We start from the raw sequence: 25,533 nt of genomic DNA, 5'->3' as shown, positions 1-25,533 counted from the left end.
CGTGAGCTTCGAACTTCGTGACCACACGGCGGACGTCGCCGTCGAGGCGACCGCGGCCGACCTCTCGGGGCTGTTCGGTGCCGTCGCCGACGGCCTCGCGGCGGCGATGTGCGAGTCGATCCCCGAGACGGGTGACCGCTTCTCGCTCACCGTCCGTGCCGAGAGCCGCGAGGCCGCTCTCTTCGACTACCTCGATCAACTCATCTACGAACGCGACGTTCGGGGCGTCCTCCCGGTGGCGAACCGCGCCGATGTACGACGGGAGGGCGAGGAGTGGGTCGTCGACGCCAGCGCCCGTGGCGTCCCGCTGGCGGGCCTCGGCGCTCGCGAGGTCAAGGCGGTCACCTACTCCGAGATGACGATCGAGGAGACCTCCGAGGGCTGGCGAGGGTACGTCGTCTTCGACGTCTGAGTCTGTCACCGAAATCCACCGCAATATCGGCTGTCGTCACTAATTTTCAGCGTCTCGACGGTCGAGATACTGCGTCGGATTGAGGTTACTCGGAACCGAAGTAATCGTCGTGAACCGGCGTGTTCCAACTGCGCTCGTCCCGGTGGCCGTCCTGCTCGTCGCCACCGGCGTCGCCAGCGCCCACGTGAAGTACGTAACGCCCGGGAGCGACCCCGTCGCGGTGCTCGAGTTCCTCGTCGCCGCGCTCTCGGACCCGTTCAACCTCGCCGTCCTCGCACTCGGCGGCGTCGCCGTCGGCGTCGGACTGACAGGCTACCTGCGTCTCCGTCCTGCCCGCCACGACGTCGCCGTGTTCCGGTCGGCGCTCGCCGACTACCGCGACCTGTTGCCGTGGCTCCTCCGGCTGAGCGTCGGTCTCCCGCTCGTCGGCGCGGGGTTCTCGGGATACTTCTTCGCGCCGGTCGTCGAACCCGCCGCGCCGACGTTCGTCCGCTTGTTCGGCATCACGGTCGGCTTCCTCCTCCTGTTCGGGTTCGGGACGCGCCTCGTCGCCGCCGCCGGACTCGCCGGCTACCTCGTCGGGCTGGCGCTGAACCCGGCGCTCCTGCTCGCCGTCGAGTACGTCCCGGGGTTCCTCGCGCTCGCGCTCGTCGGCGGCGGCCGCCCGAGCGCCGACCAGCTCGTCGCGAGACTGGCGGCCGACGACCGCACGCTCTACTCCCGCATCGACCCGTTCTACCGGGCCGTCGCGGTCCCGTTCGTCGAGCGCGTCCGTCCGTACGAAGCGTACGTCCCGACGATCCTCCGGCTCGGACTCGGCTTCTCGTTCGTCTATCTGGGCGTCGCCCAGAAGCTGATGAACCCGGGTGAGGCGCTCGCCGTCGTCGCGAAGTACGACCTGACGAGCGTCGTCCCGGTCGCCCCCGAACTGTGGGTGGTCGGCGCGGGACTGACCGAGGCACTCGTCGGGACGATGCTCGTCGCCGGACTGTTCACGCGTGCCTTCTCGGGCGTCGCCTTCGCGCTGTTCACGACGACGCTGTTCGGTCTCCCGGACGACCCGGTGCTCGCACACATCTCGCTTTTCGGTCTCGTCTCGGCACTGCTCGTCACGGGCGCGGGACCGCTCTCGGTCGACGCGTGGCTCCACGCCCGCGACGTCGACACCGGCGACGCGGCGGCGACCGACGAGGGACTGGTCGGTGGACGTATCACGTCGAACGACAGTCGGTAGGCGGCCGACGGACGGCAACCCTATTGACGGCGGCGCTCGTCCGTTCGGGTATGACCGAACGCGAGTCCAGAGAGTTCGACGGCATCCGCCTCGAACGCGTCCGAGAGTACGTCTGGGAGATACCAAAAGAGGGCGAGATGCGCGTCCCGGCGCGCGTGCTCGCCTCCGAACCGCTGCTCGAACAGATCGGCGACGACAAGACGCTCCAGCAGCTGAAGAACGCCACCCACCTGCCGGGCATCACGAAGCACGCGCTCTGCATGCCCGACGGCCACCAGGGGTACGGGTTCCCGGTCGGCGGCGTCGGCGCGACGGATACGGAGAACGGCTGTATCTCGCCGGGAGCCGTCGGTTACGACATTAATTGTGGAGTCAGGATGATGAGAACAAACCTCACGTACGACGACCTGCAGGGCAAGGAGGAGCAGCTCGTCGACTCGCTGTTCGCGAACATCCCCTCCGGGCTCGGCGGCGGCGGTGTCGTCGAAGAGGGCGTCGACACGGTCGAGCAGATTCTCGCCCGCGGGATGGACTGGGCGCTCGAACAGGGGTACGCCACCGAGGACGACCTCGCCCACTGCGAGGACGAGGGGATGCGTCCCGACGCCGACCCCGACGCAGTCTCACAGAAGGCAAAAGACAGAGGGAAGAACCAGATCGGGTCGCTCGGGTCGGGCAACCACTTCCTCGAGGTCCAGCGCGTCACCGACGTGTTCCGCCCCGACGTCGGCGACGCCTTCGGGCTCGAGGAGGACCAGATCGTCGTCCTCATCCACTGCGGTTCCCGTGGGCTGGGCCACCAGACCTGCACCGACTACCTCCGGCGCATCGAGAAGGAGCACGCCGACCTGCTCGAAGACCTGCCGGACAAGGAACTCGCGGCCACGCCCGCCGGGTCGGAGTTGGCCGAAGAGTACTACGGCGCGATGTGCGCCGCGATCAACTTCGCGTGGGTGAACCGCCAACTCATCATGCACCGGACGCGGCAGGTGTTCGAACGCGTCTTCGGTCGTGACTGGGAGGAGATGGAGATGGAACTGCTGTACGACGTCGCACACAACATCGCGAAGAAAGAGCTTCACGAGGTCGACGGCGAGGAGCGCGAACTCTACGTCCACCGGAAAGGGGCGACGCGGGCGTTCCCCGCCGGCCATCCGGAGGTGCCGAAGGCCTACCGCGACGTGGGTCAGCCGATCATCATCCCCGGGAGTATGGGTGCGGGGAGCTACGTCCTCCGCGGCGGCGAGGAGTCGATGAACCTCACCTTTGGGTCGACTGCCCACGGTGCGGGGCGCGTGATGTCGCGGACGCAGGCCAAACAGGAGTACTGGGGCGAGACGGTGCAGGACGAACTCCGCGACCAACAGAAGATCTACGTCAAGGCACAGTCGGGTGCGACGGTCGCCGAGGAGGCGCCGGGCGTCTACAAGGACGTCGACGAGGTGGTCCGTGTGAGCGACGCGCTCGGCATCGGCGACAAGGTCGCACGAACCTATCCGGTCTGCAACATCAAGGGGTGAGCGACAGTCGACGAGTACCAACCAGAACTCGTCGGGGACGAACCCGTCCCGTCGCTCACAGACGAGAGGAGAGCCGGACCGCGAGTCCACGCTCGCGGTCGACGGCGTCCTCTCCGTCGTCGTCGAAGGTGTCGGACGCTGCTACTCGCCTCCGACCCGTTCCTCTTCGGGCACGGGCGACGGGAGCCGTCGCATCGAGTCGACGGACAACATCGCGTTTACCTCTTCGAGACGGTCCTGCATCTGCTTGAAGTGGAAATCGGTTTGGCTTACACTCATAGTTACCTCCAGTCGTCGAGCGACAGGCGCTCGTCTGCGTCGACGGCAACCCACGCGTCGTCACGCGTCGTATCGGCGATGACGAGCTGTTCGCGGGTACCCGTGTCGTCGAGTGCAGCCATGACGGCTGGTTCGGACTGGTCGGGAGTCTGCTCCCGACCTTTCGTCTGCTGAACCGACTGCTGCAGCGACTGCGACGGGAAACGGCATTCCGGTTTGTGGGGATCCATTAGTGGAACTCCTATCTGTACGAACAAGGGGAACCGGAATAGGGACTCTTCCCAAACAGTTTGGGAGCGGGGGACCCCACCGACGTCGCTCGGTTTCGAGTTCGGCAGTCTGGGGTCGAGATGCCGGTAAAATCAGCCTCACTAGAGATCAGCGTCCGAACGACGGGCCACGGGGGGTTTTTGTACCCTCCCGTTCTCGGAGACGGACGTACTCCGAGGGTCGTCGCGGGTCGACCTCCTCGCCGTCCTCGAACTTCACGAAACTGAGGTAGAACGGCTCACCACAGCCGAGGTCGCGAGTCGCCGCCGCTCGCCCCGCGGTTTCCTCGTCGTTCTCACCCGCCGACTGTGTCCAGGGGTTCGGACGCCACTCGAGTCCCGGCGCCTCGCTCTCGCCGCAGACGAACCGAACCCCGTCTGCCGACTCGAACGACTCGTCGACGGCGGCGTAGTCCCACCCCTCGAAGGGGAACGGCGTCACTGCCTTGTCGGCGAGATAGCCGTCGCGTTCGAGTTCGACCATCGTCTCGCAGTGTGGGCAGTAGTAAGAGGCGGTGAACGTCATCGCCCGAAGTAGGGGCGAGAGCGACTTAACGCCCGCGCCTGTGGTGACTGTAGAGTGCCGCGACAGGACGACACGGACGGGGGCTGCCGACGGTGGACGAGAGACGCCGGGGTCGTTAGCCTTATTCACGGGACGGACCCAGTTCGAGACATGAACGAAGCGGACGTCCGCGAGTTACTCCAGTCGGTCGAGGATCCCGATCTCGGCGACGACATCGTCTCGCTCGGACTCGTCAACGCGGTCGAGGTCGACGGCGACACCGTCCGGGTGTCGCTGGCGCTCGGCGCACCGTACGCACCCACCGAGACGGAGATCGCCAGCCAGGTACGGGAAGTCCTCGGCGAGCACTTCGACGAGGTCGACCTATCGGCCAAACGTCCGTCGTCGCTGTCGCGCGACGAGCAGGTGCTGCCGGGCGTGAAGAACGTCATCGCCGTCGCCTCCGGCAAAGGCGGCGTCGGGAAGTCGACGGTCGCGGTCAACCTCGCGGCCGGCCTGTCGAAACTCGGTGCGAAGGTCGGCCTGTTCGACGCCGACATCTACGGACCGAACGTCCCGCGGATGGTCGACGCCGAGGAGCGCCCGCAGGCGACGTCGGAGCAGCACATCGTCCCGCCGGAGAAGTACGGGATGAAGCTCATGTCGATGGCGTTCCTCGTCGGCGAGGACGATCCGGTCATCTGGCGCGGCCCGATGGTCCACAAGATCCTGACCCAACTCGTCGAGGACGTCGAGTGGGGCGAACTGGACTACATGGTGCTCGACCTGCCGCCGGGGACGGGCGACACGCAACTGACCGTGTTGCAGACGCTGCCGCTCACGGGCGCGGTCATCGTCACGACGCCGCAGGACGTCGCCACCGACGACGCCCGCAAGGGACTGCGGATGTTCGGCAAGCACGACACTAACGTCCTCGGCATCGCCGAGAACATGGCCGGGTTCAACTGTCCCGACTGCGGGAGCTTCCACGAGATCTTTGGCTCCGGCGGCGGGAAGGCGATGGCCGACGAGAACGACCTGCCGTTCCTCGGCGGGATTCCGCTCGATCCGTCGGTCCGCTCCGGCGGCGACGGCGGCAAGCCGATCGTCCTCGACGACGACAGCGAGACGGCCGACGCGTTCCGCGTGCTGACCGAGAACGTCGCCAACAACGTCGGCATCGTCAACCGTCGGGCTGTCAAACGACAGCGATGACGACCGACGAACCGACGGGGGAGAACGGGACGGACGAGCGAGAGCAGGACTGGGAGATGACGCCCGACAGCGACGCCGAGTTCCCCGCCGACCCCGAGACGGTCGCGTTCCTCCGGGAGATCGCCGAGGACGTCCGGCGCGACAGCTCCGAGAGCAAACAGCTCTCGGCGATCCTCTACCGCGTCAGCGACCTCTACGACGCGGACGGCGACACCTCGCCCGAGGAGATCTACCTGAACGTTCGGCACATCATGAACATCAAGGAACAGGGCGGTATCGAACGGTAGCCGCCAGTCCACACCGTTTTACTTCTCGCCGCCCACCTCCGGTCGTGGACGCTCACCAGCACACCCTCGAGAACCCCTTCAGCATGGATGAGGAGTGCACGAACTGCGCTGCGCTCTGTGAGACGCGCTCGAACGTCGTCCACGGCTACGGCGACGTCGGCGCGGAGTTCCTCTTCGTCGGCGAGATGCCGAGTGAGTCGGCCGACGCCGCCGGCGTCCCGTTCGTCGGCGACGACGGGGGCGAGCGACTCCAGTCGATCCTCGGCGACCTCGGGTTCGCCCGCTCGGAGCCCGACGCGCTGGAGCCGGAGCTCCAGAACGTCTTTCTGACCTATCTGACGCGCTGTCGACACCCCGAACGGCCGCCGACGGACGAGGAGGTCGTCACCTGCGAACCCTACCTCAACGCCGAGATCCGGATGATCAACCCCCAGCTGATCGTCCCGATCGGTCAGCGCGCGTTGGAGGAGTTGGCCGTCGAGTACACGACGCGCCGTCCCGACAGCTTCGACGTCGACGACGAGCACGCGACCACTATCCGTGGACGCGGGTTCGAACTCGTGCCGATGGTCGAACTCGACCGGCAGACGGACGCGCAGACCGAGGCGTTCGTCGAGCATATGCGGGAGAACGTGTTCTCGCGGGACTACCGCCAGACGAAGGGTCGTCGCAGTCGCTGACGCCGGTTTCTCTACCAGTACGGGGTCTCCGTCCTTCCCGTCCCGCGGATGCCCAGTCGGGTCAACCCCCCGACGACGAGTATCACGAGCGCGACCACGACGGACGCCGGGACGAGCGCGGTCTGCGTCGAGAGGAGGCCGACGACGAGTGCGACGACGGCACCGACGGCCAGCAGACCGACGACGCCGATGGCGAGACGGGCGAGAGCTCCGAGACTGTCCATACCGCCGTGTCGGACGGCGAGCGGATAAAGGAGTCGCCGGACCGGGGTCGTCGGTACGACGATCTCGCCCGCCGAGACCAGCGAGTTCAAGAGTCTCCCCCGTCCACCGTGGGACATGACAGTCATCGCCGTCTTCGCGACGCCGCCGCGGGAGGGGCTGGTCGGTACCGAGCTGGCCGCGACGAGTCCGCTCACGGAGGCCGAAGCGGCCGAGTTCTACGCCGCGACGCTCAAAGACGCCTTCCTCGCCGCCGAGCGGTCGGGCGGCGACCTGCTCGTCAACTACCGCCCGGACGACCTGCTCGACGAGCGGTTCCACGGCGAGCGGAGCGCCGAGGCCGAGGTGCGGGCGCTCGTCGCCGACGCCCTCGGCGACACCAGCGACGTCCGATTCGAAGTGCAGGTCGGGTCGACGTTCGACGCCCGCGCGGGCAACACGGTGACGCATCTGCTCCGCGAGGAGGGCGTCCAGTCGGCCGCCGTCGTCCGCGGGAACGCCCCGTTTCTCACCCGGACGGCGATCGACTCGGCGGCGATGAAACTCCGGACGAACGAGGTCGTCGTCGGCCCGTCGACCGAGGGGCGGGTGTACTACGCGGGGTTCACCGACCCGGTCGACTTCGACGGGGCGTTCGCCGCGCCCGAGGTCGAGACGTTGGCCGACCGCGCCGACGACGTCGACCTCTCCTTCGAGTACGTGCCGATGCAACCGGTCGTCGAGACGGGCGACGACCTGCTGACGTTCCTCCCGCTGCTCGAATCGCGCATCACGGCCGAGCGAATCGTGCCGAAGCACACGGCGACGTTCGTGCGCGACGTCGGGCTTCGAGTCGTCGTCGACGACGGGGAACCGACCGTCGTCCGCGACTGAGGACCGACAGTTCTTAGACCCACGACCCGGTAGTCACTCCCGCGGGTGGGATGGCAGAGTGGACTATTGCGCCTGCCTTGAAAGCAGGTAGCCTTTGGCTTCCTGGGTTCGAATCCCAGTCCCACCGTATTCTCGGACGAACAACCACGGCGAGCACCTCGTGTGCTCGCCACTGACGTGAGTCCGTGAATCGACGACGAGTGGGATTCGAATCCCAGTCCCACCGCCTTCTGATGCGAGTCACGTGACGAGCAGCTCGCGTGCTCGTCGCCGGCGAGCATCTGCCGCGGGGACGTCGGGGATTCGAATCAGGAAACGTCGTGAGCGGCCGTTCGTCGACGAAGATTGGTAACGGTAGTGGAAATTTTAGCCGACTAAGCGACCGAGACGGGAGAACAACCAGTATGTTTAATACCGAAACGCGAAGCGTCTTTGCCATGAGCGGACGACCCCTGGACGTACTCGAGGCGTCCCTGAACGAACCGGTGACCGTGCAGCTGAAAGACGGCGCCGAGTACTACGGGACACTCGCGGGTTACGACCAGCACATGAACGTCGTGCTGGAAGAGAGCCTCGACGTCGACGACGACGCACTCGGCGAGTTGGATGTCGAAGCGGTCGAAGACACAACGATTATACGCGGCGATAACGTCGTCACAATCAAAGCATGACCGGTGCTGGAACCCCGAGCCAAGGGAAGAAGAACAAGACGACGCACGTGAAGTGCCGTCGCTGCGGCGAGAAATCCTACCACGTCAAGAAGAAGGAGTGCTCGTCCTGCGGCTTCGGTAAGTCGGCGAAGCGTCGAGACTACGCCTGGCAGTCGAAAGCCGGCGACAACTAACTCGCGGTTTCGACACTCCTTTCGGCACCGGTCTCTCCGGTCGCCGAGGTAGACTCCACCCCGAGCGATCGCTCTCTTTCTCATCTGGTCCCGTTCCCGAGTGACTTCACAACCGCATCGAGGCCGTGACGACTCCACCGTCGCGGCAGTCGTATCGAAGCCGTAACCGCTCCAGCGTCACGACAGTCGCGTCGACGCTGGTCGCTCCAGCGTCGCGGTCGGGAGTCCCGTCGACACCGCTTTCGTCGCCTGATGCTCTCGGAGTCGCCAGCGCCGACAGCGGTCGACACGTCAACCGGTTCACGGCAACTACGCACGTTCGTGCACATATCGGGGTCGAATAACATCGAATACGGCACAATTGCGAGAGTTTTTACCGCTGGACGACCCAGCGTCGCCCATGGCAGACGGGCGGGATCACTCCCACGACGGTCCAACCGAGAAGTGCGGTGTCGTCGGCGTCTCCCTCGCCGACCGCAACGCCGCGCGGCCGCTGTACTACTCGCTGTACGCGTTGCAACACCGCGGACAGGAGTCGGCGGGCATCGTCACCCACGACGGGTTCCAGCAGCACAGCCACGTCGACATGGGGCTCGTCGGCGACGTGTTCGAGGAGGACGACCTCGATCAGCTGAACGGGTCGGCCGGTATCGGCCACGTCCGCTACCCGACCGCCGGCGGCGTCAACAGCTGCTGTGCCCAGCCGTTCTCGGTGTCGTTCAAGTCCGGCGCGCTCGGGCTCGCCCACAACGGCAACCTCGTCAACGCCGACGAGATCCGCGACGAACTGGAGGGGCTCGGCCACGCGTTCACCTCGAACGGCGACACGGAGGTCATCGCCCACGACCTCGCGCGCAACCTGCTGGAGGAGGATCTCGTGCGTGCGGTCAAGCGGACGGTAGAGCGCATCCACGGCTCCTACTCGCTCACCATCACCCACGACGACGTCGTCCTCGGCGTTCGCGACCCGCAGGGGAACCGCCCGCTCTGTATCGGGAAGGTCGACGACGGCTACGTCGTCGCCAGCGAGTCCGCCGCCATCGACACGCTCGACGGCGAACTCGTCCGCGACGTCCGCCCCGGCGAACTCGTCTTGCTGGAGAAGGGTGGGACAGGCTTCGACTCGTATCAACTCGTCGAACCCGACAACACTGCCCACTGTTTCTTCGAACACGTCTACTTCGCCCGTCCTGATTCTGTTATCGACGACAACCTCGTCTACGAGGTGCGCCGCAACCTCGGCCGCAAACTCTGGGAGGAGAGCGGCATCGACAGCGACGTCGTCATGCCCGTCCCCGACTCGGGTCGCGCGTTCGCCTCGGGCTACGCCGAGGCCGCCAACGACGACGAGGACGCCGACGGCGTCGAGTTCGCCGAGGGGCTGATGAAGAACCGGTACGTCGGCCGGACGTTCATCATGCCGACGCAGGACGAACGCGAACGCGCGGTCCGCCTGAAGCTCAACCCCATCAAGAGCACCGTCGAGGGGAAGACCGTCACCATCATCGACGACAGCATCGTCCGCGGCACCACCTCGAACCAACTGGTCGATCTCCTGCGCGACGCCGGGGCCGAGGAGGTCCACATGCGCATCGGCGCACCAGCCATCGTCGCCCCCTGTTACATGGGCATCGACATGGCCTCGCGCGACGAACTCATCGCGGCGGGACAGAGTACCGAGGACGTCCGCGAGGAGATCGGTGCCGACAGTCTCGCCTACCTCTCTATCGACGCCGTCGCCGACGTCCTCGGCGAGTCGCGTGCGAATCTCTGTCTCGGCTGTGTCACCGGCGAGTACCCCTACGACATCGACGGCGAACCGACCGACCGCGACGTCCAACGCCCGGTGATCGGCGGGCAGACGCTCGCCGACGACTGACCCGTCTCACGCTCAGCAGCAGAACATGAACGGGTAGATGAGCGCGACCCGGTCGCCGTCGCGTAACTCGGCGTCGAACCCCCCGAGATGCTCGTTGAACCGTCCGTTGATACAGATGCGAGCGTAGACTCTCGACTGCTCGCCCTCGGGGTTCTTCCGCCACGTACCGGGGAGCTCGGCCGGCGGCCGCGCCCACCCGTGTGCCGTCGACTCCGCCTCCGTCTCGGCGATGAGAAGGTCGCTGACGTCGTACTCCTCGAAGAACGCCTCGAGGAACTCGCGGAGCGTCGTCCCCTCGAACGTGAACTCCCGGTTCCACCACCCCAACTCGCGGCGGACGTGACCTGTCGCCCGCACCTCGACCGTCGTGGTCGGTCTGTCTCCCGTCTCGCTCGCGGTCGTCGCGGTCTCGTTGCTCGTCGACGTCTGACTCATACGTAGAGAGAGGTCGCCGAACGACTACGACGTGTCGCTCGTTCCCACGAACTGGGACTGGGGTCAGTACAGCCAGTAGAGCAGCGCGTAGACGACGTTGCCGAGTGCGAACGAGACCAGCCACAGCGTCGCCGCGACGCGGCCGACCCGTCGGTGAGTCGTCTCGTACAGTTCCGCGACGGGCCGGGTCGTCGCGAGCAGGAGCACGTAGTAGAGAAGCGGGATGCAGACGACCGCGAGCAGGATGTGCACCGCCAGCGTCGGCAGATAGACGAACCGGTAGATCGCCTCGGGACCGCCGAACTCGGCCGTCCCCACCATCGTGAGCCGATAGAGGTAGAGCACGAGGAAGGTGACGAACAGCGCGAGCGACGCGAGCATCGTCGCGCGGTGTCTCTCGACCTCGCCGCGGCGGATGAACCGGACGCCCGCGAGGATCGTGCCGATGGCGACCGTACTGACGACCGCGTTGACGTGGGGGATGGCGCTCAGGAGGCTCTCTGGCGCTCTCGGGATCGAATTCGACGGAATCGCGCCGAGGACGGCACCGAACACCAGTGCGAGCGAGACGGTCGTCAACGCGACGGTCAGAGCCGGGACGTGGTTCCGTGCACGCTGCAGTTCCATGACTTCAGTTGAGGTCTGCGCCGCCATGAACCGTTCGGAGTCGGGTGTGATGGGAACGCCCGACAGGGGGCGGACGAAAGGAAAGCGCTTTTATTTGACCCCGAGAAAGAACGGAGTGCAGTAAGACAAGACACGTAGCGAGCGTGGGTAGCCAAGCCAGGCCAACGGCGCAGCGTTGAGGGCGCTGTCCTGTAGAGGTCCGCCGGTTCAAATCCGGTCCCACGCATCGCAATCGCGGCCCTTCGGGGTCGCGGAACCCGAGGCGGCGTCGCCGCCCGGGACACGATGCAGGTGACGTCCCTACACGGACATCACCCACGCACAATCCTTCCGGACGCAAACTCCCGAGCGACGCTGCTCGGTCGGCGTCCGTTCTCTCTCCTCCCGAGTGACGTCGCTCGCAGCACTCGATACGACGCCCAGCAGCCGCGGATTTAAACGCGTAGACTCAGTATCCAACGCCATGGCTAAGTACTCGACCGGTCGCGGCGGTGGTGGCGACGACGGCGACGCCTGTGAACTCTGCGGGAAGCAGAGCGGGCGACTCCGACAGGCGAACGTCGCCGGCGCCACCCTGCTCGTCTGTCCGGACTGCGCGCCGCACGGCGAGAACCGGGACACGGACCGCAAGCGTCGCGAGCAGGACCAACAGCGCGACGACACGCAGGTCAGCCGCAAGAAGCGCGCCGCGCAGACGGCCGCGAAGATGTACGACGCCCAGAAGGGCGACACGAAACACTGGGAGAAGGAGGGGACGAACTACGAGAAAGACCGGCTCCCCTACCTCGTCTCGGACTACGGTCCGAAGGTCGAGGCCGCCCGCCAGGAGGCGGGGCTGACCGTCGAGGAGCTCGCCGCCGACCTCGACGTCGACGAGGACGACGTCCTCGCCGTCGAACAGGGGCGCGCGACGCGTGCCGGCGTCGGCGGGTCGGTCGTCCGAAAGCTCGAGTCGCGACTCGATCTCTCGCTCGTCGACGAGTAGTGCGAGTTGCGGACGAGTCGACCGAGAGTCGTATCTTTTTGTCTCCCGAGCGTTTCCGGCCACCCATGCCACAGTCTCTCGCACCTGCCGATCCGGACGTCCGCGAGTTCGAGGCCACGGTCGCCGCCGTCGACGGCCGCGACGTCGTCCTCGACGACACCTACTTCTACGCCGAGAGCGGCGGCCAACCCGCAGACCGCGGCACCCTCGCCGGCGTCGCGGTCGTCGACGTCCAGCACCGCGACGGCGACGTGGTGCACACGCTGGAGTCGCCGCCCGACGTCGACGCCGGCGACGCGGTGACCGGCGTCGTCGACGACGCCTTCCGCACCTACTGTATGCGCGCCCACACCGCCAGTCACGCGCTGTACGGCGCGGGCCGGGAGTACCTCGACGACCTCGGCTACGGCGGGTTCAACATCGACGACGAGAAGGTCCGCGTCGACTTCGAGACGTCGACGGAGATCGACGACGAGACGCTCGTCGACCTCGAACGACTCGTCAACCGGGTCGTCTGGGACTCGCTGTCCGTCTCGTGGGAGGAAATCCCCGTCGAGGAGGCACGCGCTCGCGAGGAGGTCGCGTTCAACGTCAAGACCGAAGAGGGCGTGTTCAGCGACAGCGACGCGGTCCGCATCGTCACGGTCGGTGCCGACGACGACGCTCCGTTCGACGTCGCGGCCTGCGGCGGCACGCACGTCTCGAACACCGAAGAGATCGGCCCGGTACAGGTGCTCGGCCGCTCGAACCCCGGCGAGGGACTCACCCGCGTCGAGTTCGCGGTCGGTCCGGGGGCCGTCGACCGTCGCGCCGACGAACGGCGGGCGACGCTCGAGGCGGCCCGCGAACTCGGGACCAGCGTCTCGGAGTTGCCCGGGATGGTCCGGAACCTCCGGTCGAAGACCGAGGCTCTCGAAGCCGAACTGAGCGACCTGAAGGCGGAGATGCTCGGCGCGCGACTCGCGGGACTCGACGCCGTCGACCGCGACGGGCTGACGTGGCGCGTCGGTACCGTCGACGGGTTCGGCCCGAACGAGGTCGGCGACGCGGCCAAAGGTGTCGTCGGCGACGGCGACGACGCGGACGTGGTCGTCGTCGCGGGCCGGCAGGGGTCGACGTTCGTCGTCGTCGCCTCCACCGGCGACGTCGCCGCGGGCGACGTGGTCGATGACCTCACCGAGGAGTTCGGCGGCGGTGGCGGCGGCGGGCCGACGTTCGCGCAGGGCGGCGGGTTGGACGCCGACCCGGCGGACGTGGTCGCGTCCGTGCGACGCTGACTCACTCGTCTTCGCATCAGTCATCTTTTTCCATCATGGACCGAACTCTGAGCTATGGTATTCGCAGACGTCGACTCCGCGCTCACGCCCGAACAGCGGGCGATCCGCGACGTCGTCCACGAGTTCGCCGTCAAGGAAATCCGACCCGGCGGACGCGAGGCCGACGAGACCGAGACGTTCCCCGAGGACGTCTGGGAGGGCCTCGCCGACCTCGACCTCACCGGACTCACGGTCCCCGAGGCGTACGGCGGGTTCGGCGCGGACCGAACGACGTACAGCATCGTCAACGAGGAGGTCGCCTACGGTCAACTCGCCGTCGCGACGGCGCTCTCGGTGCACTGTCTCGCCACCTCCTGTATCGCCGAGTTCGGCACCGACGCGGTGAAAGACGAGTGGCTGCCCGAGATGGTCGACGGGCGGCCAGTCGGCGCGTTCTGTCTCTCGGAACCGCAGGCCGGGTCGAACCCGGCGGAGATGACCACTCGCGCCGAGCGAGACGGCGACGAGTACGTGATCACCGGCGAGAAACAGTGGATCACCAACGGCCAGCGCGCGGGCGTCTACGTCGTCTTCGCGAAGACCGACGAGGGGATCACGCAGTTCCTCGTTCCGGCCGAGTTCGACGGCGTCGAGGTCGGCAAGAAGGAGCACAAACTCGGTCTCCGCGCCAGCGACACGACGGCGATGACGTTCGACGGCGTGCGCGTCCCCGAGAAGTACCGCCTCACCGAGGAGGGGAAGGGGCTCTCCGCCGCGTTCACGATTCTGACCGGCGGTCGCATCGGCATCGCCTCGCAGGCCGTGGGTCTCGCACAGGCCGCCTTCGACGACGCGAAGGCGTACGCCGCCGACAGAGAGCAGTTCGACCAGCCCATCAGCGAGTTCCAGACGATCCGGCACAAGTTCGCCGACATGGCGACGCAGCTGCAGGCCTCGCGCCTGCTGGTTCGGGAGGCGGCCCGACAGGAGGACGCGGGACAGGACAACCGCATCGCGGCGTCGATGGCGAAGTACTTCGCCAGCGAGGCGGCCGTCGACGTCACCAACGAGGCCGTCCAGATCCACGGCGGCTACGGCTACACCACCGACTTCGACGTCGAGCGCTACTACCGCGACTCGAAGATCACGACTATCTACGAGGGCACCTCGGAGATCCAGAAGACGATCATTGCCCGCGGCGTGTTGGACCGATAGGGGTATCGTCGCCACCCGGAAGCTCAGAGACGCTCGGCGACCCACAGGGGTCGATTCTCCTGGAGAACGTCGATGAGATTCTACGACAACCCCTCTGAGCGACCGAAGTCGTCTTTTCGCTCCCGCGCCGAGAGTCACACAGTGACGCTCAACGCTTTCGACCTCACCGACCTCACCGAGTTCGACGCCGTCGTCTACGACCTCGACGGAACGCTCGTCCACCTTGCGGTGAACTGGGACGCCGTCGCCGCCGACGTCGTCGACGTCTTCGCCGACGCGGGCGTCGACGTGACCGACTACGACCTCTGGGGGATGCTCGATCTGGCCGACGAACACGGTCTCCGACCCGAGGTCGAGACGGCCATCGCCGACCACGAGACCGAGGGTGCGCGGCGCTCGGACCGTCTCCCGCTGGCCGACGGCGTCGCCGACCACGGCGTCCCCGTCGGCGTCTGCTCGCTCAACTGCGAGGCGGCCTGCCGGGTCGCACTCGACGTCCACGAACTCGCCCCGCACGTCGACAGCGTCGTCGGCCGCGACTCGGTGGCGACGCGCAAACCCGACCCCGAACCGTTGCTGGCGACGCTCCGCGCACTCGGCGTCGACGCCTCGAAGGCGGTCTTCGTCGGCGACTCCCGGCGCGACGAGGTCACCGCGGAGCGCGCGGGAGCAGCGTTCCGGTACGTCGACGGACGGTAGACTTCGAGTCGGTCGTCGCCGTCGGCCGCCGCCGTCACCGTCACCCGTTGGCGTCACAACCGACCCCCGGCGTCGACGCCGGCCCAAGGGGTGTTATGCCGCCGTCGCCAACGTCACGACGTGGACCTGACGAGAGTATTGCTCGACTTCCTGCGACTGTACGGCCCGCTCGTGCTGTGTCTGTTCACCTTCCTCGAGACGTCGATGCTCTTTCCCCTGCTGCCGAGCGAAGTCGTCGTCCCCGCGGCCGCCGCGCTGCTCGTCACCGACGTCCCCTCGTTTCTCGTGTTCGTGCTGGCGGCCACCGTCGGGGGGACGGTCGGTGCGCTCGTCCCGTTCTACGTCTTCTACGACACCCGAGTCGGTGAGCGTGGCTGGATACGGGACCGCATCGACGTCTCCGAGGAGCGGATCGAACGCGGGCAGTCGTGGTTCCGCCGGTGGGGACAGTCGTCGGTGCTGTGGGGCCGGTTCCTCCCCGTCCTTCGGTCGGTAATCTCCATCCCGGCCGGCCTCGCCAACATGGACCCGCTTCGGTTCGGCACGTACACCGCGGTCGGAACCGCCGGGTTCTACGCCGCCGCCGGCGCGCTCGTCTACTACGGTCGCCAGCAACCGCTCTTCGCGGCCGCCGTCGACGCCGCCGCCGCGCACCCCGCGCTCGCCGCCCTCGGTGTGCTCGTGCTTCTCGGGGTCGGGGTCCTCGTGCAGCGGTACTCCCACCGTCGGTCTCGGTGACGCCGAACGCAGTCTAAAAGAGAGTCAGTCGTCGGCGCGAGCCTCGACGCCCGGGTTCTCCTCGGTCTCTATCTCGTCGGGGTCGCTGCCGCCGTCGCCGGCGTTCGTGCGCTTGGCGTAGACGAACACCGAGACGGCCGTGAGAATCCAGACGACGGCACCGACGCGGACGGCGAACTCGACGCGGGACTCCCACGTCGGGAGGACGACCTGCGTCGACAGGGCGGCGACGATGGGCGCGCCGACGAGGATGGTCGTGACGAAGGTGGTCTGCATCACCCAGCCGTAGTCGACTCCCTCGGGGTTCGAGCGTTCGACAGGTTGCACAGGCGGAGATACGGGCCGAGCGGTTAATGCGTGCCGGTTCGCCGCAACCGGTCGGCCGTCCGCTGCAACCCGGTCAGTCGTCCGCTGCGGCGGGCGGTTCCTCTTCCTCCGCCTCCTCGTGTGCGACGGCGTACAGTGCGTTCTCGACGGTACCGTGTTCGGCGGCGTGCGGTCGACCTTCGGCGTCGCCGTATCCCTCGTTGACCATCCGGTTGCGGTTCAGACACAGTTTCGTGAACTCGGGGCGCAGCAGGTCGAACGTCTCGAAGCGGTCTTCCAACTCTGGGAACTGCGACTGGTAGTCGAGAATCGCCTCGCGGACCTGCGTCCAGAACTGCTCTTCGGGGTAGTCGCGGTGCTCGGTCAGCACGTTCGACACGTAGCGGTAGACGCAGACGAACAGCCCGCAGAAGACGAACTGACAGAGTCCTTCCGGCGACTCGCGACGGAGCACGTCGGTCAGTTCGTCGGGCAACTGCTCCAGTTCCGGCAGGGGCTGGTCGCTGACGTTCACGTCGTCGACGAAGTCTTTCACCGCGAGGCGCGTCGGGACGTTCTCCTCGTCGAGGATCAGGATGGTGTTCTCCCCGTGCGGCGAGAACACGGTCCCGTAGCGGTAGAGATAGTGGAGCAGCGGCGGTAGCATCGTCGCGAACAGCTCGTCCAGCCACGCTTCGAGGTCCAGCGGCGAGCGGTCGACGAGGTCGCCGATCACGGGCGTCCCGTCGTCGACGTGCATCAGCGCCGACAGCGTGACGGGGCGTTCGTCGTCGTCGACGAGTCCCTCGACGCTCTCGCGCCAGACGGTGCCGAGCAGTTCGTCGTACTGGTAGGCGTTGCCGTCGAGGCGCGCGAACTCGGGGTGGTCGTAGTTGATACCCGCGACTTCGCCGGGGAGGACGAGTTCGCACTCCTCGCGGAGGAACTCGTCGTCGTCGCGGATCCCCTTGACGTACTCGGTGACGAGCGGTGCGGCCTCGGTTCGCTCGCCGGGGAGCCCGCGCCAGACGAGCGTGTTCAGGATGCGCATCGGGAGCTTCACGTTCCGCTTCTCCGGGTTGTCGACGTTGAGGAACGTTCGCACCGACTGGGCGGGGAGATACTCGTCCGGCGTCTCGCCGAGCGGGACGATGCGCTCCTCGGCGATCTCCTTGCTGTAGAGCTGTGCGACCGTGTTGTCCCACTGCCACTCGTGGACCGGCATGAAGTAGTAGTTCTCGGGGTCACGGCCGCGGGACTCCAGACGTGACTCGAACGTCTCGTACAGCTCTCCCAGCTCCTCACGGAGCAATCGGTCGGGTGACAGCTCCTCGACGGTGGCGAACGTCGATCGCTCTTTGCTGACTGCGAGCCACGAGAGCTGCACCGGCGCTTTTCGCTCGGGGGCGTAGTTCAGGTAGTCGTCGTACCCCCAGCCGAGTCGACCCTTGTTGTAGGTGATCCACGGGTGGCCGGTCATCTCGCCCTCGAGTTCGGCGTAGCTCATCCCGGCGACGTCCTGCTCTTGTTCCGCTTGACGCGTCTTGGTGTGAGCGTCCGCCACCAGCGTGTTGCGGTACTCGCGGACGAGGTGGCCGACCGTCATCTCCGGCGTGCCGATCTGTTCGTGCGCGTCCAGCAGGAACGCCACGGGGTCGGTGGCGGTCTCCCAGTCGTCGCCTTCGTCGGAGTCGTCGCCTTCGTCCGTTCCCCCCGCGTCGCCGGACGCCCGTCGCTCGATACTCTCCTCGTCGACGAGGTAGCTGTCCATCAGGCGGTCCTCGGCGACGAACCGGTAGTCGGCGTCGTCGAACGCGAGTTCGTACCGGGTTCCGCGGTCGGTCTCCTCGACCGCCTCGAGGTCGAGGAGGTCCTCGTAAGCGAACTCCGCGAGCATCTTCGCGAGCAGTTCGCGCTCGACGGCGGCGAGGGTGTCCGTATCCAGTGCCTCAAGCAGCGTCTCGGTGTTATCGATGGGTCGGGACGTCTCGATAGTGTCGACGGTTTCGGTCGTCTCGGTGGTGTCGTGGTCGGTCATGGTGAATCTGATGTGTGTCGTAGTCTCTGGTCGCCGTTCGATTCCTCAGTCGTCGGAGTTCGGCGGTGTCGGTCGGTCGCTGTCGGCGGCGCGGTCGGCGTGCTCTGTCTGGACGAGTTCGGTCACCGGCGACGCCGACGCGAACGACTCGGCGCTGAAATCCTGATAGACGGTGTCCTCGTCGACGGGGTACGGCGAGTCGGCGAGCAACTGGTCGAGGATGACGGCGTTGCGGTAGGTGCCGAGGCCGAGATCCGGCGCGCCGACGCCGTGGGTGTGCATCTCGGCGTTCTGGACGAACACTCGGCCGTCGAGGTCGGTCGTCTCCAGTCCGTACGTCTCCTCGACGCGGAAGCGACCACGGTCGTCGCGCTGGATGTGCGGTTCCAGCCCGTCGAGGAAGTCGGGCGTCGGTCGGTGGTAGCCGGTGCCGAGGACGACGACGTCGCTCTCGTGAGTGAACGACGTTCCCTCCTGCCACTGCCGACAGCGGAGGCGATATCGTCCCTCGTCGGTGGGGTCGATGTCCTCGACTTCCGTCATCGCCAGCAGTCCGACGTCCGGGTCGGCGTCGCCGATGGAGTGCTCGTAGAGCGTCTCGTAGATCTCGTCGCTCGTGTCCGGGTCGATCCCCTTGTAGAGCAGGTCCTGTTCGGGGAGCACCTCGTCGGAGACGGGCTGCGGGAGGTCGTAGAAGTACTGCGTGTACTCCGGCGTGAAGTGCTGGAGCCCGAGTTTCGAGTACTCCATCGGGAAGAACCCCTCCGAGCGCGTCAGCCAGTCGAGGCGGTAGCCGTGGTCGGGTTGCCGTTCGAGCAGGTCCTGAAACACCTCGGCGGCGCTCTGCCCGGAGCCGACGACGGTGATGCCGTCGGCGTCGAGCGCCCGTTCGCGGTTGGGCAGGTAGCCCGCAGTGTGGAACACGTCCGCGTCGGGGGGATCGTCGAACGGTTCGGGGACGAACGGGCGACTGCCGACGCCGACCACGAGGTTGCGGGTCAGATAGCGGTGCGTCTCGCCCGTCTCCGGGTCGCGGGCGGTGACGACGAAGGCGGCATCGTCGTCGGCCGCCTCGTCTTCGGTTCCCCCGTCGCGTGCGGCGGGGACGACGCTCTCGACGCGCCGGGCGAACCGACAGGCCGGCACGCGCTCGGCGACCCACTTGCAGTAGTCGTCGTACTCCCGTCGCGGGATCTGGAACCGCTCGTAGAAGTACGACTGGTAGATGCGGTCGGTCTCGCGGGCGTAGTTGAGGTAGCTGTGCTCGCTCGTCGGGTCCGCGAGGGTGACGAGGTCTGCGAGGAACGGCACTTCGAGCGTCGCCCCCTCGACGAGCATCCCCTCGTGCCAGGCGAACTCGGGTTTCTGTTCGAGGAAGACGGCGTCGAGGTCGGCGTCCTCGTCGTCCGCGAGCGCCGCGAGGCCGAGGTTGAACGGGCCGAGGCCGACGCCGAGCAGGTCGTAGACGCGGTCGCCGTCGGGTGAGTCGTCGCACCTGTCGTCCGTCATCCCTCCACCTCCTCGACGTCGCCGTCGACCGGCCGCTCCGGCGCGAGAACCTCGCGCTCGAACCGCTCGCGTTCGCACGTCATGAGCAGCGCGTCCTTCTCCTCCATCTCGATCTCGCGGACGGGTTCGAAGCCGCACTGCTCGAAGACGCGGACGACCACGTCGTTCCGGACGTCCGGTTCCGTCACGACGCGCTGTGTCTCGGGGTGACGGAACTGGAACGCCGTCATCGCCCGCAGGAGCGGTTCGGCGTAGCCCCGTCCGAGATACTCGGGCGGCCCGAACAGCAGGTGGATCCCTTGATCACTCGGGTCGGCGTCGTAGTAGTCGGCGATCACGTCCTCGGTGGCCCAGTAGCGCTCCCAGTAGCTCATCGGCACGTGGTCGAGCGTTCCGACGTAGGGCGTCAGATGGTCGTCTGCGAGCTTCGCGTCCATCTCCTTTCGAAACACCGGCAGCGGGTCGTCCAGTTGCCAGTACGGCAGGACGTGTTCGCTGTTCAGCCACGCGTGGAGACGGCCGAGATCCCGGTCGAGTTCGACGGGACGGAAGCCGACGTGGCGGTCGATGCTCCGGTCGTAGCGTTCGTAGTCGTAGTCGTTCGTCGTGAGTGCGATCGAATCGGTCATCGCGTGACCTCCTGTGTCTCCCCGCTCGCTCGCTCGAGTTCGGTGACGAGCGGGTTCGGAATCTCGGTGTACACCGACTGGTTCTCCAGGGACCCCTCCAGTTCGTCCAGTCCCTCGACGCGCGTCCGGAAGTTCGCCTTACACCGGATCTCGCGGGCCGAGAGCAGCGTCGAGACGAGCGACGTGTCGCCGCGCTCGAACCGCTGGAGCGTCGCCAACTCCTCGCGGAGGATCTCGAGCAGGTCGCGCTCGTCGACGAGGCCGGCGACGCCGAGTGCGTTGACGACGCCGAAGACGTTGTTGAGCACGACGTAGTAACGGATGCGCTCGTCGGCGACGGCGTCCGGACAGATGGTGTCCGCGCGTTCGCCGACGCCCGGGAGGTGGGCGTCGACGTCGTCGTACACCGACTCGCGGAAGTAGTAGCCCTGGTTGTCACGGTAGCGGAACTCGTCGGGGTAGCCGTCGTCGAGGACGACGACGCTGTTCTGCTGGTGGGCCTCGACGCCGACGCCGTGCCGCAGGTAGAGCCACAGGATCGGCCGCACCGAGAGGGCCAGATACCGAGTGAACCAGTCGCGGGCGACTGCATCCGTCGACCGACTCTCGCGCTCGGCCAGCGTCTCGACGACGCGTGCGAGTCGCGAGGGGCCGTCGATGCCGTCCTGACAGAGGCCGACGACGGGCGTCGCGTTCGTCGCCGTCTCGCCCTCGAAGGGGTTCTCGCGGAGGACGACCTCGAAGCCGGACTCGGGGTCGTCGCCGACGTCGAGCGTCAGGTAGGCAGGGTCCTGAATCACGTCGAACCGGGGGAACCGCTCGCGCAGCGCGTCGCCGAGATCGGTCGCCAGCAGCTCCGAGATGGCGACGCCGCGCTCCAGCTCGGGCCGCTTGTTCGTCCGTTCGGAGTTCGTGATGGCGACCTTCAGCGACCCCTTGTGCATGAACGACGACTCGGGGTGATAGACCGTCCGCACCGACGTGGTGGGGTAGTACTCGCGGCCGACGGGGCCGAGGTCGGTGAGCAGCCCCTCGTCGACGGCCTCGCGGACGTGCGGTTGGTCGAGGAGGTAGTCGGCCTGCCACGGATGCAGGGGCAGAAGCACGTCGTCGCTATCGACGTGCTCCGCGACGAACTCCGCCGACACCGCGTCGTCTGTTCGCAACTCGGCTTTCACCCACTCGACGGCGGCGGTGTCGAGCGCCGAGTCGCTCGCGACGATGGACGGGTCCGCTCGGACGTAGTGCAGCGGGAACGACCCGCGGAGTTCGGGGGCGTAGGTCGGCGCGTCGCGCTCGGCGATCCCCTCGCGACTCTTCGGCGTCGGATGCATCAGGTGGCCGTAGACGAGCGACTGCTCGGCGTCGCGAAAGGTGGTGTCGAAGCCGTAGAGGCGGTCCGACTCTCCCTCTCTCGCGGCGACGAACCGCTCGATGTTCGCCTTGCTAGAGAGGACGCGCGAGAGCACGTCGTCCGTCGCCGTGGGCCCCTCGGCGGCGAGCGCCAGCTCCCGACAGAGCAGCGCCGCGAGCGTCGACGCGTCGAGTTCGATCGGGTCGCGCTCGCTCCCTGCTCTCCCGTCCGCGTCGACGACTCCGGTCGTGTAGACCACCGGCAACGCGAACAGGTGTCGCCCCGTCGGCGACTCGTACCGTAGCGGTGCGTAGAGGGTCAGCTTCGACTCAGAGAGCGGGACGACGACGACGTCGGCTTCGTCGGCGTCCTCGGTGTCGTTCGACCCCCGAACTGGCGTCCGCTCTGCGGCCCGAACGGCGTACGCCTGCGTCTCCCTGAGATAGCAGTTCAGGAGGCCGTGTATCGTCGCGGACTCGGCGTGTTCGGCGGGCGTCTCACAGCCGGCACCGACGGTCGTCATTCGACCACCTCCGACTCGACTGCGGCCCCGTACTGTTTCACGCTCACCAGCAGGTCGGCGACGTCGTCGACGGTCGTCTGCGGGTTCAACAGCGTGAGCTTCAGGTGGGCGTCGCCGCCGACTTCGGTGCGGGCGACGACGCCCAGTCCGCGCTCCAGCAGGTGGTCGCGGATCCGACGGTTGACGGCGTCGACCCAGTCGCCGGTCTCACGGTCCGGGTGGGCCCGGAGCGGCCGGTAGCGGAAGACGACGGCGTTCAGCGTCGGGTCGGCGGCGAGTTCCAGCGCCGGGTCGCGTCCGACCAACTCGGCGACGTCGTCGGCGAGCGCCAGCGTGTAGTCGACGAGTTCGGCGACGCCCTCCCGTCCCAGCGTTCGGAACGTCACGAACGGCTTGAGCGCGTCGAACCGGCGGGTCGTCGCCAGCGACTTGCCGACCAAGTTCGGGACGCCCGCCTCGTCGTCGGTCTCCGGGTTGAGGTACGACGCGTTCCGGTCGATCAGGTCGTAGTGGCCCCCGTCGCGGAGGAGGAAGGCCCCACAGCTGATGGGCTGGTAGAGCAGTTTGTGGAAGTCGACGGCGACGGAGTCCGCGCGGTCGACGCCCGCGAGTTTCTCGCGGTGGGCGTCGGAGACGGCGAGCGCCCCGCCGTAGGCAGCGTCGACGTGGAACCAGAGGTCGTGGTCGGCCGCCCGGTCGGCCAGCGCGGACAGGGGGTCGACGCTGCCGAAGTCGGTCGTCCCCGCGGTGGCGACGAGCGCGAACGGCCTCTCTCCGTCCTCGTCGAGACGGGCGAGTTCGGCGTCGAGCGCCTCGGGGTCCATCCGGTGCTCGTCGTCCGTGGGGACGGAGACGACTGCCTCCTCGCCCAGGCCGAGGACGGCGGCCGACTGCTCGGCGGTGAAGTGACCTGCGTCGGAACAGAGGATGCGAAGGTCGGAGGCTTCGGCCGGGAGCCCCTCGTCCTGCACGCGTCGGTCGAACGTCTCGGCGACGTAGCGGTCGCGTGCGAGCAGGAGTCCGAGCAGGTTCGAGGCGGTCCCGCCGCTCGTGAACACGCCGTCGGCAGCGTCCGTGTCGTAGCCGAACAGCGCGCAGAGCTCCTCGACCGTCGCCTCCTCGACGACGGTGGCGGCGGGGCTCTGGTCCCACGAGTCCATCGACTGGTTGACCGCGCTCAGCATCGTCTCGGCCGCGAGCGCCGGGATCGCGGTCGGACACTGGAGGTGGGCGACGCAGGTCGGATGCGACGTGACGACCGAGTTTTCGAGGACGTGCTCGCGGACCCACGCGAGCGTCTCGTCGAGCCCCTCGCCCGTCTCCGGCAGCGGGTCGACGGCGAGTTCGTCGGCGAGTTCGTCGTACGTGGCCCCCGAGTACGGACCGTCCGCGGTCACGTCGAGGACGGCGTCGACGGCGGCGTCCATCGCCCGTCGGTAGGCGGCGGACCCCGCCCCCGTCCCGAGGAACGTACCGACGCCGGGCGGCGTCTCGGTCTCCCAGTCGGACTCCGCACGGAGTCGCCGCTGGTCGTTCACGCCACCACCTCCCGCGTCGCCGTCGCCGCGACGGCCTCGTGGAAGATGGCGGCGACGTCGTCGATCTGGTCGGACGTGACGACCAGCGGCGGGAGGAACCGCGCGGTCGCGCCGTGGCGGCCGCCCGTCTCGACGATCAGCCCGCGGTCGAAGCAGGCCGACTGAACTGCCGCGGCCCGGTCGCCGTCGGCCGGGAGCGCACCGGTCGCCTCGCGGTCGCCGTCGGGGTCGACGAACTCGACGCCGAGCATCAGTCCACGCCCGCGGACGTCGCCGACGGCGTCGAACTGCGCGGCGGTCTCCTCGAATCGCGAGCGGAGTCGCCGACCCATCTCGGCGGCGTGCTCGTGGAGGTCGTTCTCGAGGACGTGTTCGATGGTGGCGCGACCGGCCGCCATCGCCAGTTGGTTGCCGCGGAACGTGCCGGCGTGTGCGCCCGGCTCCCACACGTCGAGCTCGTCGCGGTAGACGACGACCGAGAGCGGGAGGCCGCCGCCGACGGCCTTCGAGAGCGTGACGACGTCGGGGACGACGTCGGCGTGTTCGAAGGCGAACAGTTCGCCCGTCCGGCCGAGCCCGGTCTGAATCTCGTCGACGATCAGCGGGACGTCGCGCTCGCGGGTGATGCGCCGTATCTCGCGGGTCCACTCGTCGGGGGCTGGGATCGCCCCGCCCTCGCCCTGGACGAGTTCGAGGATCATCCCGGCGGGGTTGACGACGCCGCTGTCGGGGTCGTCGAGCAGCCCTTCGACGTATCGACTGATCGCCCGGTGGCCCTCGTCGCCGTCGAGACCGAACGGCGGGCGGAACTCGTAGGGGTACGGGAGGTGGTGGACGTCGGCCATCAGCCCCGAGATGGGCTCCTTGGCGGCCGTGTCGCCCATCAGGCTGAGTGCGCCGTTGGTCATCCCGTGGTAGCCGCCCTGGAAGCCGAGGACGCTCCGGTTGCCGGTCGCGGTCTTGACGAGTTTCAGCGCGGCCTCGACGGCGTCCGTCCCGGCGGGGCTACAGAACTGCACCGTCGCGTCGTCCGCGAACTCGTCGGGGAGCGCCTCGAACAGCGCGTCGACGAACGCCTCCTTCTCCGGCGTCGTGATGTCGAGCGTGTGGACGGGACGGTCTTCGGCGAGCAACCGCTCGATCTCTGCGGTGACGGCGGGGTGGTTGTGGCCGAGTGCGAGCGTCCCCGCTCCGGCCAGACAGTCGTAGTAGACGTCACCGTCGACGTCTTCGACCTCGACGCCGCGCGCTCGTTCGATCGCCAGCGGGAGATGACGGGGGTAGGTCCGCGCGTTCGACTCCCGGTCTGCCTGCTGTGCGAGCAACGCCGCGTTCGAGGGGTCCTCACGCGACACGGGCCACCTCCCGGACGACCGCCGCTCCGTGTCGTGCGTCGTCTCTCGGTTTAGGGGAACCTAAACTCATGCGTGATTTAGGCTCGCCTAACAATTGAAAAGATATT

29 protein-coding genes and 2 tRNA genes are annotated in these 25,533 nt (G+C 67.5%); 17 read left to right on the top strand and 14 right to left on the bottom strand.

Annotation, left to right across the window (positions count from 1 at the left end; genetic code table 11):
• The first annotated feature begins 1 nt into the window (after position 1).
• The 3 genes from EOHIBHHM_RS14545 (at position 2) to EOHIBHHM_RS14535 (ending at position 3,166) form a co-directional block, all read left to right on the top strand.
• Positions 2-412: an archease gene (locus EOHIBHHM_RS14545; RefSeq protein ID WP_497251794.1), complete on the top strand. Its 411-nt coding sequence runs from the start codon at positions 2-4 to the stop codon at positions 410-412.
• 109 nt (positions 413-521) lie between these two features.
• Entirely contained in the window at positions 522-1,646 is a 1,125-nt protein-coding gene (locus EOHIBHHM_RS14540) for a DoxX family protein (RefSeq protein WP_497251792.1), read from the top strand.
• Positions 1,647-1,696: 50 nt separating this feature from the next.
• The gene (locus EOHIBHHM_RS14535) at positions 1,697-3,166 is read left to right on the top strand and encodes an RtcB family protein (RefSeq protein ID WP_497251790.1); all 1,470 of its coding nucleotides are present in this window, start codon (positions 1,697-1,699) and stop codon (positions 3,164-3,166) included.
• 141 nt (positions 3,167-3,307) lie between these two features.
• Here the strand turns inward: EOHIBHHM_RS14535 and EOHIBHHM_RS14530 are convergent, their stop codons facing one another.
• From EOHIBHHM_RS14530 to EOHIBHHM_RS14520, 3 genes are all read right to left on the bottom strand, one after another.
• On the bottom strand, positions 3,308-3,445 hold the full coding sequence (locus tag EOHIBHHM_RS14530; protein WP_497251788.1) for a hypothetical protein: 138 nt from the start codon (positions 3,443-3,445) through the stop codon (positions 3,308-3,310).
• 2 nt (positions 3,446-3,447) lie between these two features.
• Entirely contained in the window at positions 3,448-3,675 is a 228-nt protein-coding gene (locus EOHIBHHM_RS14525; protein WP_497251786.1) for a DUF7556 family protein, read from the bottom strand.
• Between the two features lie 148 nt (positions 3,676-3,823).
• Positions 3,824-4,240, bottom strand: coding sequence for a DUF7969 family protein (locus EOHIBHHM_RS14520; protein WP_497251784.1), 417 nt, complete (start codon positions 4,238-4,240; stop codon positions 3,824-3,826).
• A 150-nt stretch (positions 4,241-4,390) separates the two neighbouring features.
• Between EOHIBHHM_RS14520 and EOHIBHHM_RS14515 the strand changes: the two genes are divergently transcribed.
• From EOHIBHHM_RS14515 to EOHIBHHM_RS14505, 3 genes are read left to right on the top strand one after another with little or no spacing between them, the layout of a single operon-like run.
• Positions 4,391-5,434, top strand: coding sequence for an Mrp/NBP35 family ATP-binding protein (locus EOHIBHHM_RS14515; RefSeq protein WP_497251782.1), 1,044 nt, complete (start codon positions 4,391-4,393; stop codon positions 5,432-5,434).
• On the top strand, positions 5,431-5,721 hold the full coding sequence (locus EOHIBHHM_RS14510) for a DUF7976 family protein (protein WP_497251780.1): 291 nt from the start codon (positions 5,431-5,433) through the stop codon (positions 5,719-5,721). The genes EOHIBHHM_RS14515 and EOHIBHHM_RS14510 overlap by 4 nt, the downstream gene beginning before the upstream one ends.
• Positions 5,722-5,765: 44 nt before the next feature.
• Positions 5,766-6,401, top strand: a complete 636-nt coding sequence (locus EOHIBHHM_RS14505; RefSeq protein ID WP_497251778.1) for a uracil-DNA glycosylase — start codon at positions 5,766-5,768, stop codon at positions 6,399-6,401.
• A gap of 11 nt (positions 6,402-6,412) precedes the next feature.
• On the opposite strand, the gene EOHIBHHM_RS14500 is transcribed toward EOHIBHHM_RS14505, so the two are convergent.
• Positions 6,413-6,625, bottom strand: coding sequence for a hypothetical protein (locus EOHIBHHM_RS14500; protein ID WP_497251776.1), 213 nt, complete (start codon positions 6,623-6,625; stop codon positions 6,413-6,415).
• Positions 6,626-6,740: 115 nt separating this feature from the next.
• Here EOHIBHHM_RS14500 and EOHIBHHM_RS14495 point away from each other — a divergent pair, with 115 nt between their 5' ends.
• The 4 genes from EOHIBHHM_RS14495 (at position 6,741) to EOHIBHHM_RS14480 (ending at position 8,340) form a co-directional block, all read left to right on the top strand.
• The gene (locus EOHIBHHM_RS14495; protein WP_497251774.1) at positions 6,741-7,496 is read left to right on the top strand and encodes a DUF2064 domain-containing protein; all 756 of its coding nucleotides are present in this window, start codon (positions 6,741-6,743) and stop codon (positions 7,494-7,496) included.
• Between the two features lie 44 nt (positions 7,497-7,540).
• Positions 7,541-7,623: transfer RNA gene (locus EOHIBHHM_RS14490), tRNA-Ser, on the top strand.
• A 310-nt stretch (positions 7,624-7,933) separates the two neighbouring features.
• Positions 7,934-8,167: an LSM domain-containing protein gene (locus tag EOHIBHHM_RS14485; RefSeq protein WP_009367500.1), complete on the top strand. Its 234-nt coding sequence runs from the start codon at positions 7,934-7,936 to the stop codon at positions 8,165-8,167.
• Positions 8,164-8,340, top strand: coding sequence for a 50S ribosomal protein L37e (locus EOHIBHHM_RS14480; RefSeq protein ID WP_089823646.1), 177 nt, complete (start codon positions 8,164-8,166; stop codon positions 8,338-8,340). Before EOHIBHHM_RS14485 ends, EOHIBHHM_RS14480 begins: the two co-directional genes overlap by 4 nt.
• A gap of 106 nt (positions 8,341-8,446) precedes the next feature.
• On the opposite strand, the gene EOHIBHHM_RS14475 is transcribed toward EOHIBHHM_RS14480, so the two are convergent.
• The gene (locus EOHIBHHM_RS14475; protein WP_497251771.1) at positions 8,447-8,644 is read right to left on the bottom strand and encodes a hypothetical protein; all 198 of its coding nucleotides are present in this window, start codon (positions 8,642-8,644) and stop codon (positions 8,447-8,449) included.
• A gap of 96 nt (positions 8,645-8,740) precedes the next feature.
• On the opposite strand from EOHIBHHM_RS14475, the gene purF reads away from it, so the two are divergent.
• A complete protein-coding gene (gene purF / locus EOHIBHHM_RS14470) occupies positions 8,741-10,219 on the top strand; it encodes an amidophosphoribosyltransferase (RefSeq protein ID WP_497251769.1) in 1,479 nt (492 codons plus the stop codon).
• A 12-nt stretch (positions 10,220-10,231) separates the two neighbouring features.
• Here the strand turns inward: purF and EOHIBHHM_RS14465 are convergent, their stop codons facing one another.
• Both EOHIBHHM_RS14465 and EOHIBHHM_RS14460 read right to left on the bottom strand, forming a co-directional pair.
• Entirely contained in the window at positions 10,232-10,654 is a 423-nt protein-coding gene (locus EOHIBHHM_RS14465) for a ubiquitin family protein (protein WP_497251767.1), read from the bottom strand.
• Positions 10,655-10,717: 63 nt separating this feature from the next.
• Positions 10,718-11,281, bottom strand: coding sequence for a DUF420 domain-containing protein (locus EOHIBHHM_RS14460; protein ID WP_497251765.1), 564 nt, complete (start codon positions 11,279-11,281; stop codon positions 10,718-10,720).
• 141 nt (positions 11,282-11,422) lie between these two features.
• On the opposite strand from EOHIBHHM_RS14460, the gene EOHIBHHM_RS14455 reads away from it, so the two are divergent.
• From EOHIBHHM_RS14455 to EOHIBHHM_RS14430, 6 genes are all read left to right on the top strand, one after another.
• A tRNA-Leu gene (locus tag EOHIBHHM_RS14455) sits at positions 11,423-11,507 on the top strand.
• 237 nt (positions 11,508-11,744) lie between these two features.
• Positions 11,745-12,266, top strand: coding sequence for a transcriptional regulator (locus EOHIBHHM_RS14450; protein ID WP_497251763.1), 522 nt, complete (start codon positions 11,745-11,747; stop codon positions 12,264-12,266).
• Between the two features lie 65 nt (positions 12,267-12,331).
• A complete protein-coding gene (locus EOHIBHHM_RS14445; protein WP_497251761.1) occupies positions 12,332-13,543 on the top strand; it encodes an alanyl-tRNA editing protein in 1,212 nt (403 codons plus the stop codon).
• Positions 13,544-13,597: 54 nt separating this feature from the next.
• Positions 13,598-14,737, top strand: coding sequence for an acyl-CoA dehydrogenase family protein (locus EOHIBHHM_RS14440; protein WP_497251759.1), 1,140 nt, complete (start codon positions 13,598-13,600; stop codon positions 14,735-14,737).
• A 141-nt stretch (positions 14,738-14,878) separates the two neighbouring features.
• Positions 14,879-15,436 (top strand): HAD family hydrolase, encoded by a 558-nt coding sequence (locus EOHIBHHM_RS14435; protein WP_497251757.1) that lies wholly within the window; start codon positions 14,879-14,881, stop codon positions 15,434-15,436.
• 120 nt (positions 15,437-15,556) lie between these two features.
• Complete coding sequence (locus EOHIBHHM_RS14430; protein WP_497251755.1) at positions 15,557-16,174, top strand: DedA family protein; 618 nt, start codon at positions 15,557-15,559, stop codon at positions 16,172-16,174.
• Between the two features lie 24 nt (positions 16,175-16,198).
• On the opposite strand, the gene EOHIBHHM_RS14425 is transcribed toward EOHIBHHM_RS14430, so the two are convergent.
• From EOHIBHHM_RS14425 to EOHIBHHM_RS14395, 7 genes are all read right to left on the bottom strand, one after another.
• On the bottom strand, positions 16,199-16,501 hold the full coding sequence (locus tag EOHIBHHM_RS14425; protein ID WP_497251753.1) for a DUF5822 domain-containing protein: 303 nt from the start codon (positions 16,499-16,501) through the stop codon (positions 16,199-16,201).
• Between the two features lie 73 nt (positions 16,502-16,574).
• Positions 16,575-18,518, bottom strand: a complete 1,944-nt coding sequence (locus EOHIBHHM_RS14420) for an IucA/IucC family protein (RefSeq protein WP_497251751.1) — start codon at positions 18,516-18,518, stop codon at positions 16,575-16,577.
• 45 nt (positions 18,519-18,563) lie between these two features.
• Positions 18,564-20,027: a lysine N(6)-hydroxylase/L-ornithine N(5)-oxygenase family protein gene (locus EOHIBHHM_RS14415; RefSeq protein ID WP_497251749.1), complete on the bottom strand. Its 1,464-nt coding sequence runs from the start codon at positions 20,025-20,027 to the stop codon at positions 18,564-18,566.
• Complete coding sequence (locus EOHIBHHM_RS14410; RefSeq protein WP_497251747.1) at positions 20,024-20,656, bottom strand: GNAT family N-acetyltransferase; 633 nt, start codon at positions 20,654-20,656, stop codon at positions 20,024-20,026. The genes EOHIBHHM_RS14415 and EOHIBHHM_RS14410 overlap by 4 nt, the downstream gene beginning before the upstream one ends.
• Positions 20,653-22,533 carry an IucA/IucC family protein gene (locus EOHIBHHM_RS14405; RefSeq protein ID WP_497251745.1) on the bottom strand — a complete coding sequence of 627 codons (1,881 nt, stop codon included), beginning with the start codon at positions 22,531-22,533 and terminating at the stop codon, positions 20,653-20,655. Before EOHIBHHM_RS14405 ends, EOHIBHHM_RS14410 begins: the two co-directional genes overlap by 4 nt.
• The gene (locus EOHIBHHM_RS14400) at positions 22,530-24,071 is read right to left on the bottom strand and encodes a pyridoxal phosphate-dependent decarboxylase family protein (RefSeq protein ID WP_497251743.1); all 1,542 of its coding nucleotides are present in this window, start codon (positions 24,069-24,071) and stop codon (positions 22,530-22,532) included. The genes EOHIBHHM_RS14405 and EOHIBHHM_RS14400 overlap by 4 nt, the downstream gene beginning before the upstream one ends.
• Positions 24,068-25,426: a diaminobutyrate--2-oxoglutarate transaminase gene (locus tag EOHIBHHM_RS14395; protein WP_497251741.1), complete on the bottom strand. Its 1,359-nt coding sequence runs from the start codon at positions 25,424-25,426 to the stop codon at positions 24,068-24,070. Before EOHIBHHM_RS14395 ends, EOHIBHHM_RS14400 begins: the two co-directional genes overlap by 4 nt.
• Positions 25,427-25,533: the final 107 nt, after the last annotated feature.

The organism is Halogranum roseipondis, from assembly GCF_059695585.1.
Note: the sequence above shows the minus strand (reverse complement) of the source record. Positions and strands in the feature narration are given on the sequence as shown.

Excerpts from the sequence above, each read along its gene's own strand:
- EOHIBHHM_RS14535 (WP_497251790.1), top strand. The coding sequence starts at position 1,697 with ATGACCGAACGCGAGTCCAGAGAGTTCGACGGCATCCGCCTCGAACGC.
- EOHIBHHM_RS14530 (WP_497251788.1), bottom strand. The coding sequence starts at position 3,445 with ATGAGTGTAAGCCAAACCGATTTCCACTTCAAGCAGATGCAGGACCGT.
- EOHIBHHM_RS14525 (WP_497251786.1), bottom strand. The coding sequence starts at position 3,675 with ATGGATCCCCACAAACCGGAATGCCGTTTCCCGTCGCAGTCGCTGCAG.
- EOHIBHHM_RS14520 (WP_497251784.1), bottom strand. The coding sequence starts at position 4,240 with ATGACGTTCACCGCCTCTTACTACTGCCCACACTGCGAGACGATGGTC.
- EOHIBHHM_RS14515 (WP_497251782.1), top strand. The coding sequence starts at position 4,391 with ATGAACGAAGCGGACGTCCGCGAGTTACTCCAGTCGGTCGAGGATCCC.
- EOHIBHHM_RS14510 (WP_497251780.1), top strand. The coding sequence starts at position 5,431 with ATGACGACCGACGAACCGACGGGGGAGAACGGGACGGACGAGCGAGAG.
- EOHIBHHM_RS14500 (WP_497251776.1), bottom strand. The coding sequence starts at position 6,625 with ATGGACAGTCTCGGAGCTCTCGCCCGTCTCGCCATCGGCGTCGTCGGT.
- EOHIBHHM_RS14495 (WP_497251774.1), top strand. The coding sequence starts at position 6,741 with ATGACAGTCATCGCCGTCTTCGCGACGCCGCCGCGGGAGGGGCTGGTC.
- EOHIBHHM_RS14485 (WP_009367500.1), top strand. The coding sequence starts at position 7,934 with ATGAGCGGACGACCCCTGGACGTACTCGAGGCGTCCCTGAACGAACCG.
- EOHIBHHM_RS14480 (WP_089823646.1), top strand. The coding sequence starts at position 8,164 with ATGACCGGTGCTGGAACCCCGAGCCAAGGGAAGAAGAACAAGACGACG.
- purF (WP_497251769.1), top strand. The coding sequence starts at position 8,741 with ATGGCAGACGGGCGGGATCACTCCCACGACGGTCCAACCGAGAAGTGC.
- EOHIBHHM_RS14465 (WP_497251767.1), bottom strand. The coding sequence starts at position 10,654 with ATGAGTCAGACGTCGACGAGCAACGAGACCGCGACGACCGCGAGCGAG.
- EOHIBHHM_RS14460 (WP_497251765.1), bottom strand. The coding sequence starts at position 11,281 with ATGGAACTGCAGCGTGCACGGAACCACGTCCCGGCTCTGACCGTCGCG.
- EOHIBHHM_RS14450 (WP_497251763.1), top strand. The coding sequence starts at position 11,745 with ATGGCTAAGTACTCGACCGGTCGCGGCGGTGGTGGCGACGACGGCGAC.
- EOHIBHHM_RS14445 (WP_497251761.1), top strand. The coding sequence starts at position 12,332 with ATGCCACAGTCTCTCGCACCTGCCGATCCGGACGTCCGCGAGTTCGAG.
- EOHIBHHM_RS14440 (WP_497251759.1), top strand. The coding sequence starts at position 13,598 with ATGGTATTCGCAGACGTCGACTCCGCGCTCACGCCCGAACAGCGGGCG.
- EOHIBHHM_RS14420 (WP_497251751.1), bottom strand. The coding sequence starts at position 18,518 with ATGACCGACCACGACACCACCGAGACGACCGAAACCGTCGACACTATC.
- EOHIBHHM_RS14415 (WP_497251749.1), bottom strand. The coding sequence starts at position 20,027 with ATGACGGACGACAGGTGCGACGACTCACCCGACGGCGACCGCGTCTAC.
- EOHIBHHM_RS14410 (WP_497251747.1), bottom strand. The coding sequence starts at position 20,656 with ATGACCGATTCGATCGCACTCACGACGAACGACTACGACTACGAACGC.
- EOHIBHHM_RS14405 (WP_497251745.1), bottom strand. The coding sequence starts at position 22,533 with ATGACGACCGTCGGTGCCGGCTGTGAGACGCCCGCCGAACACGCCGAG.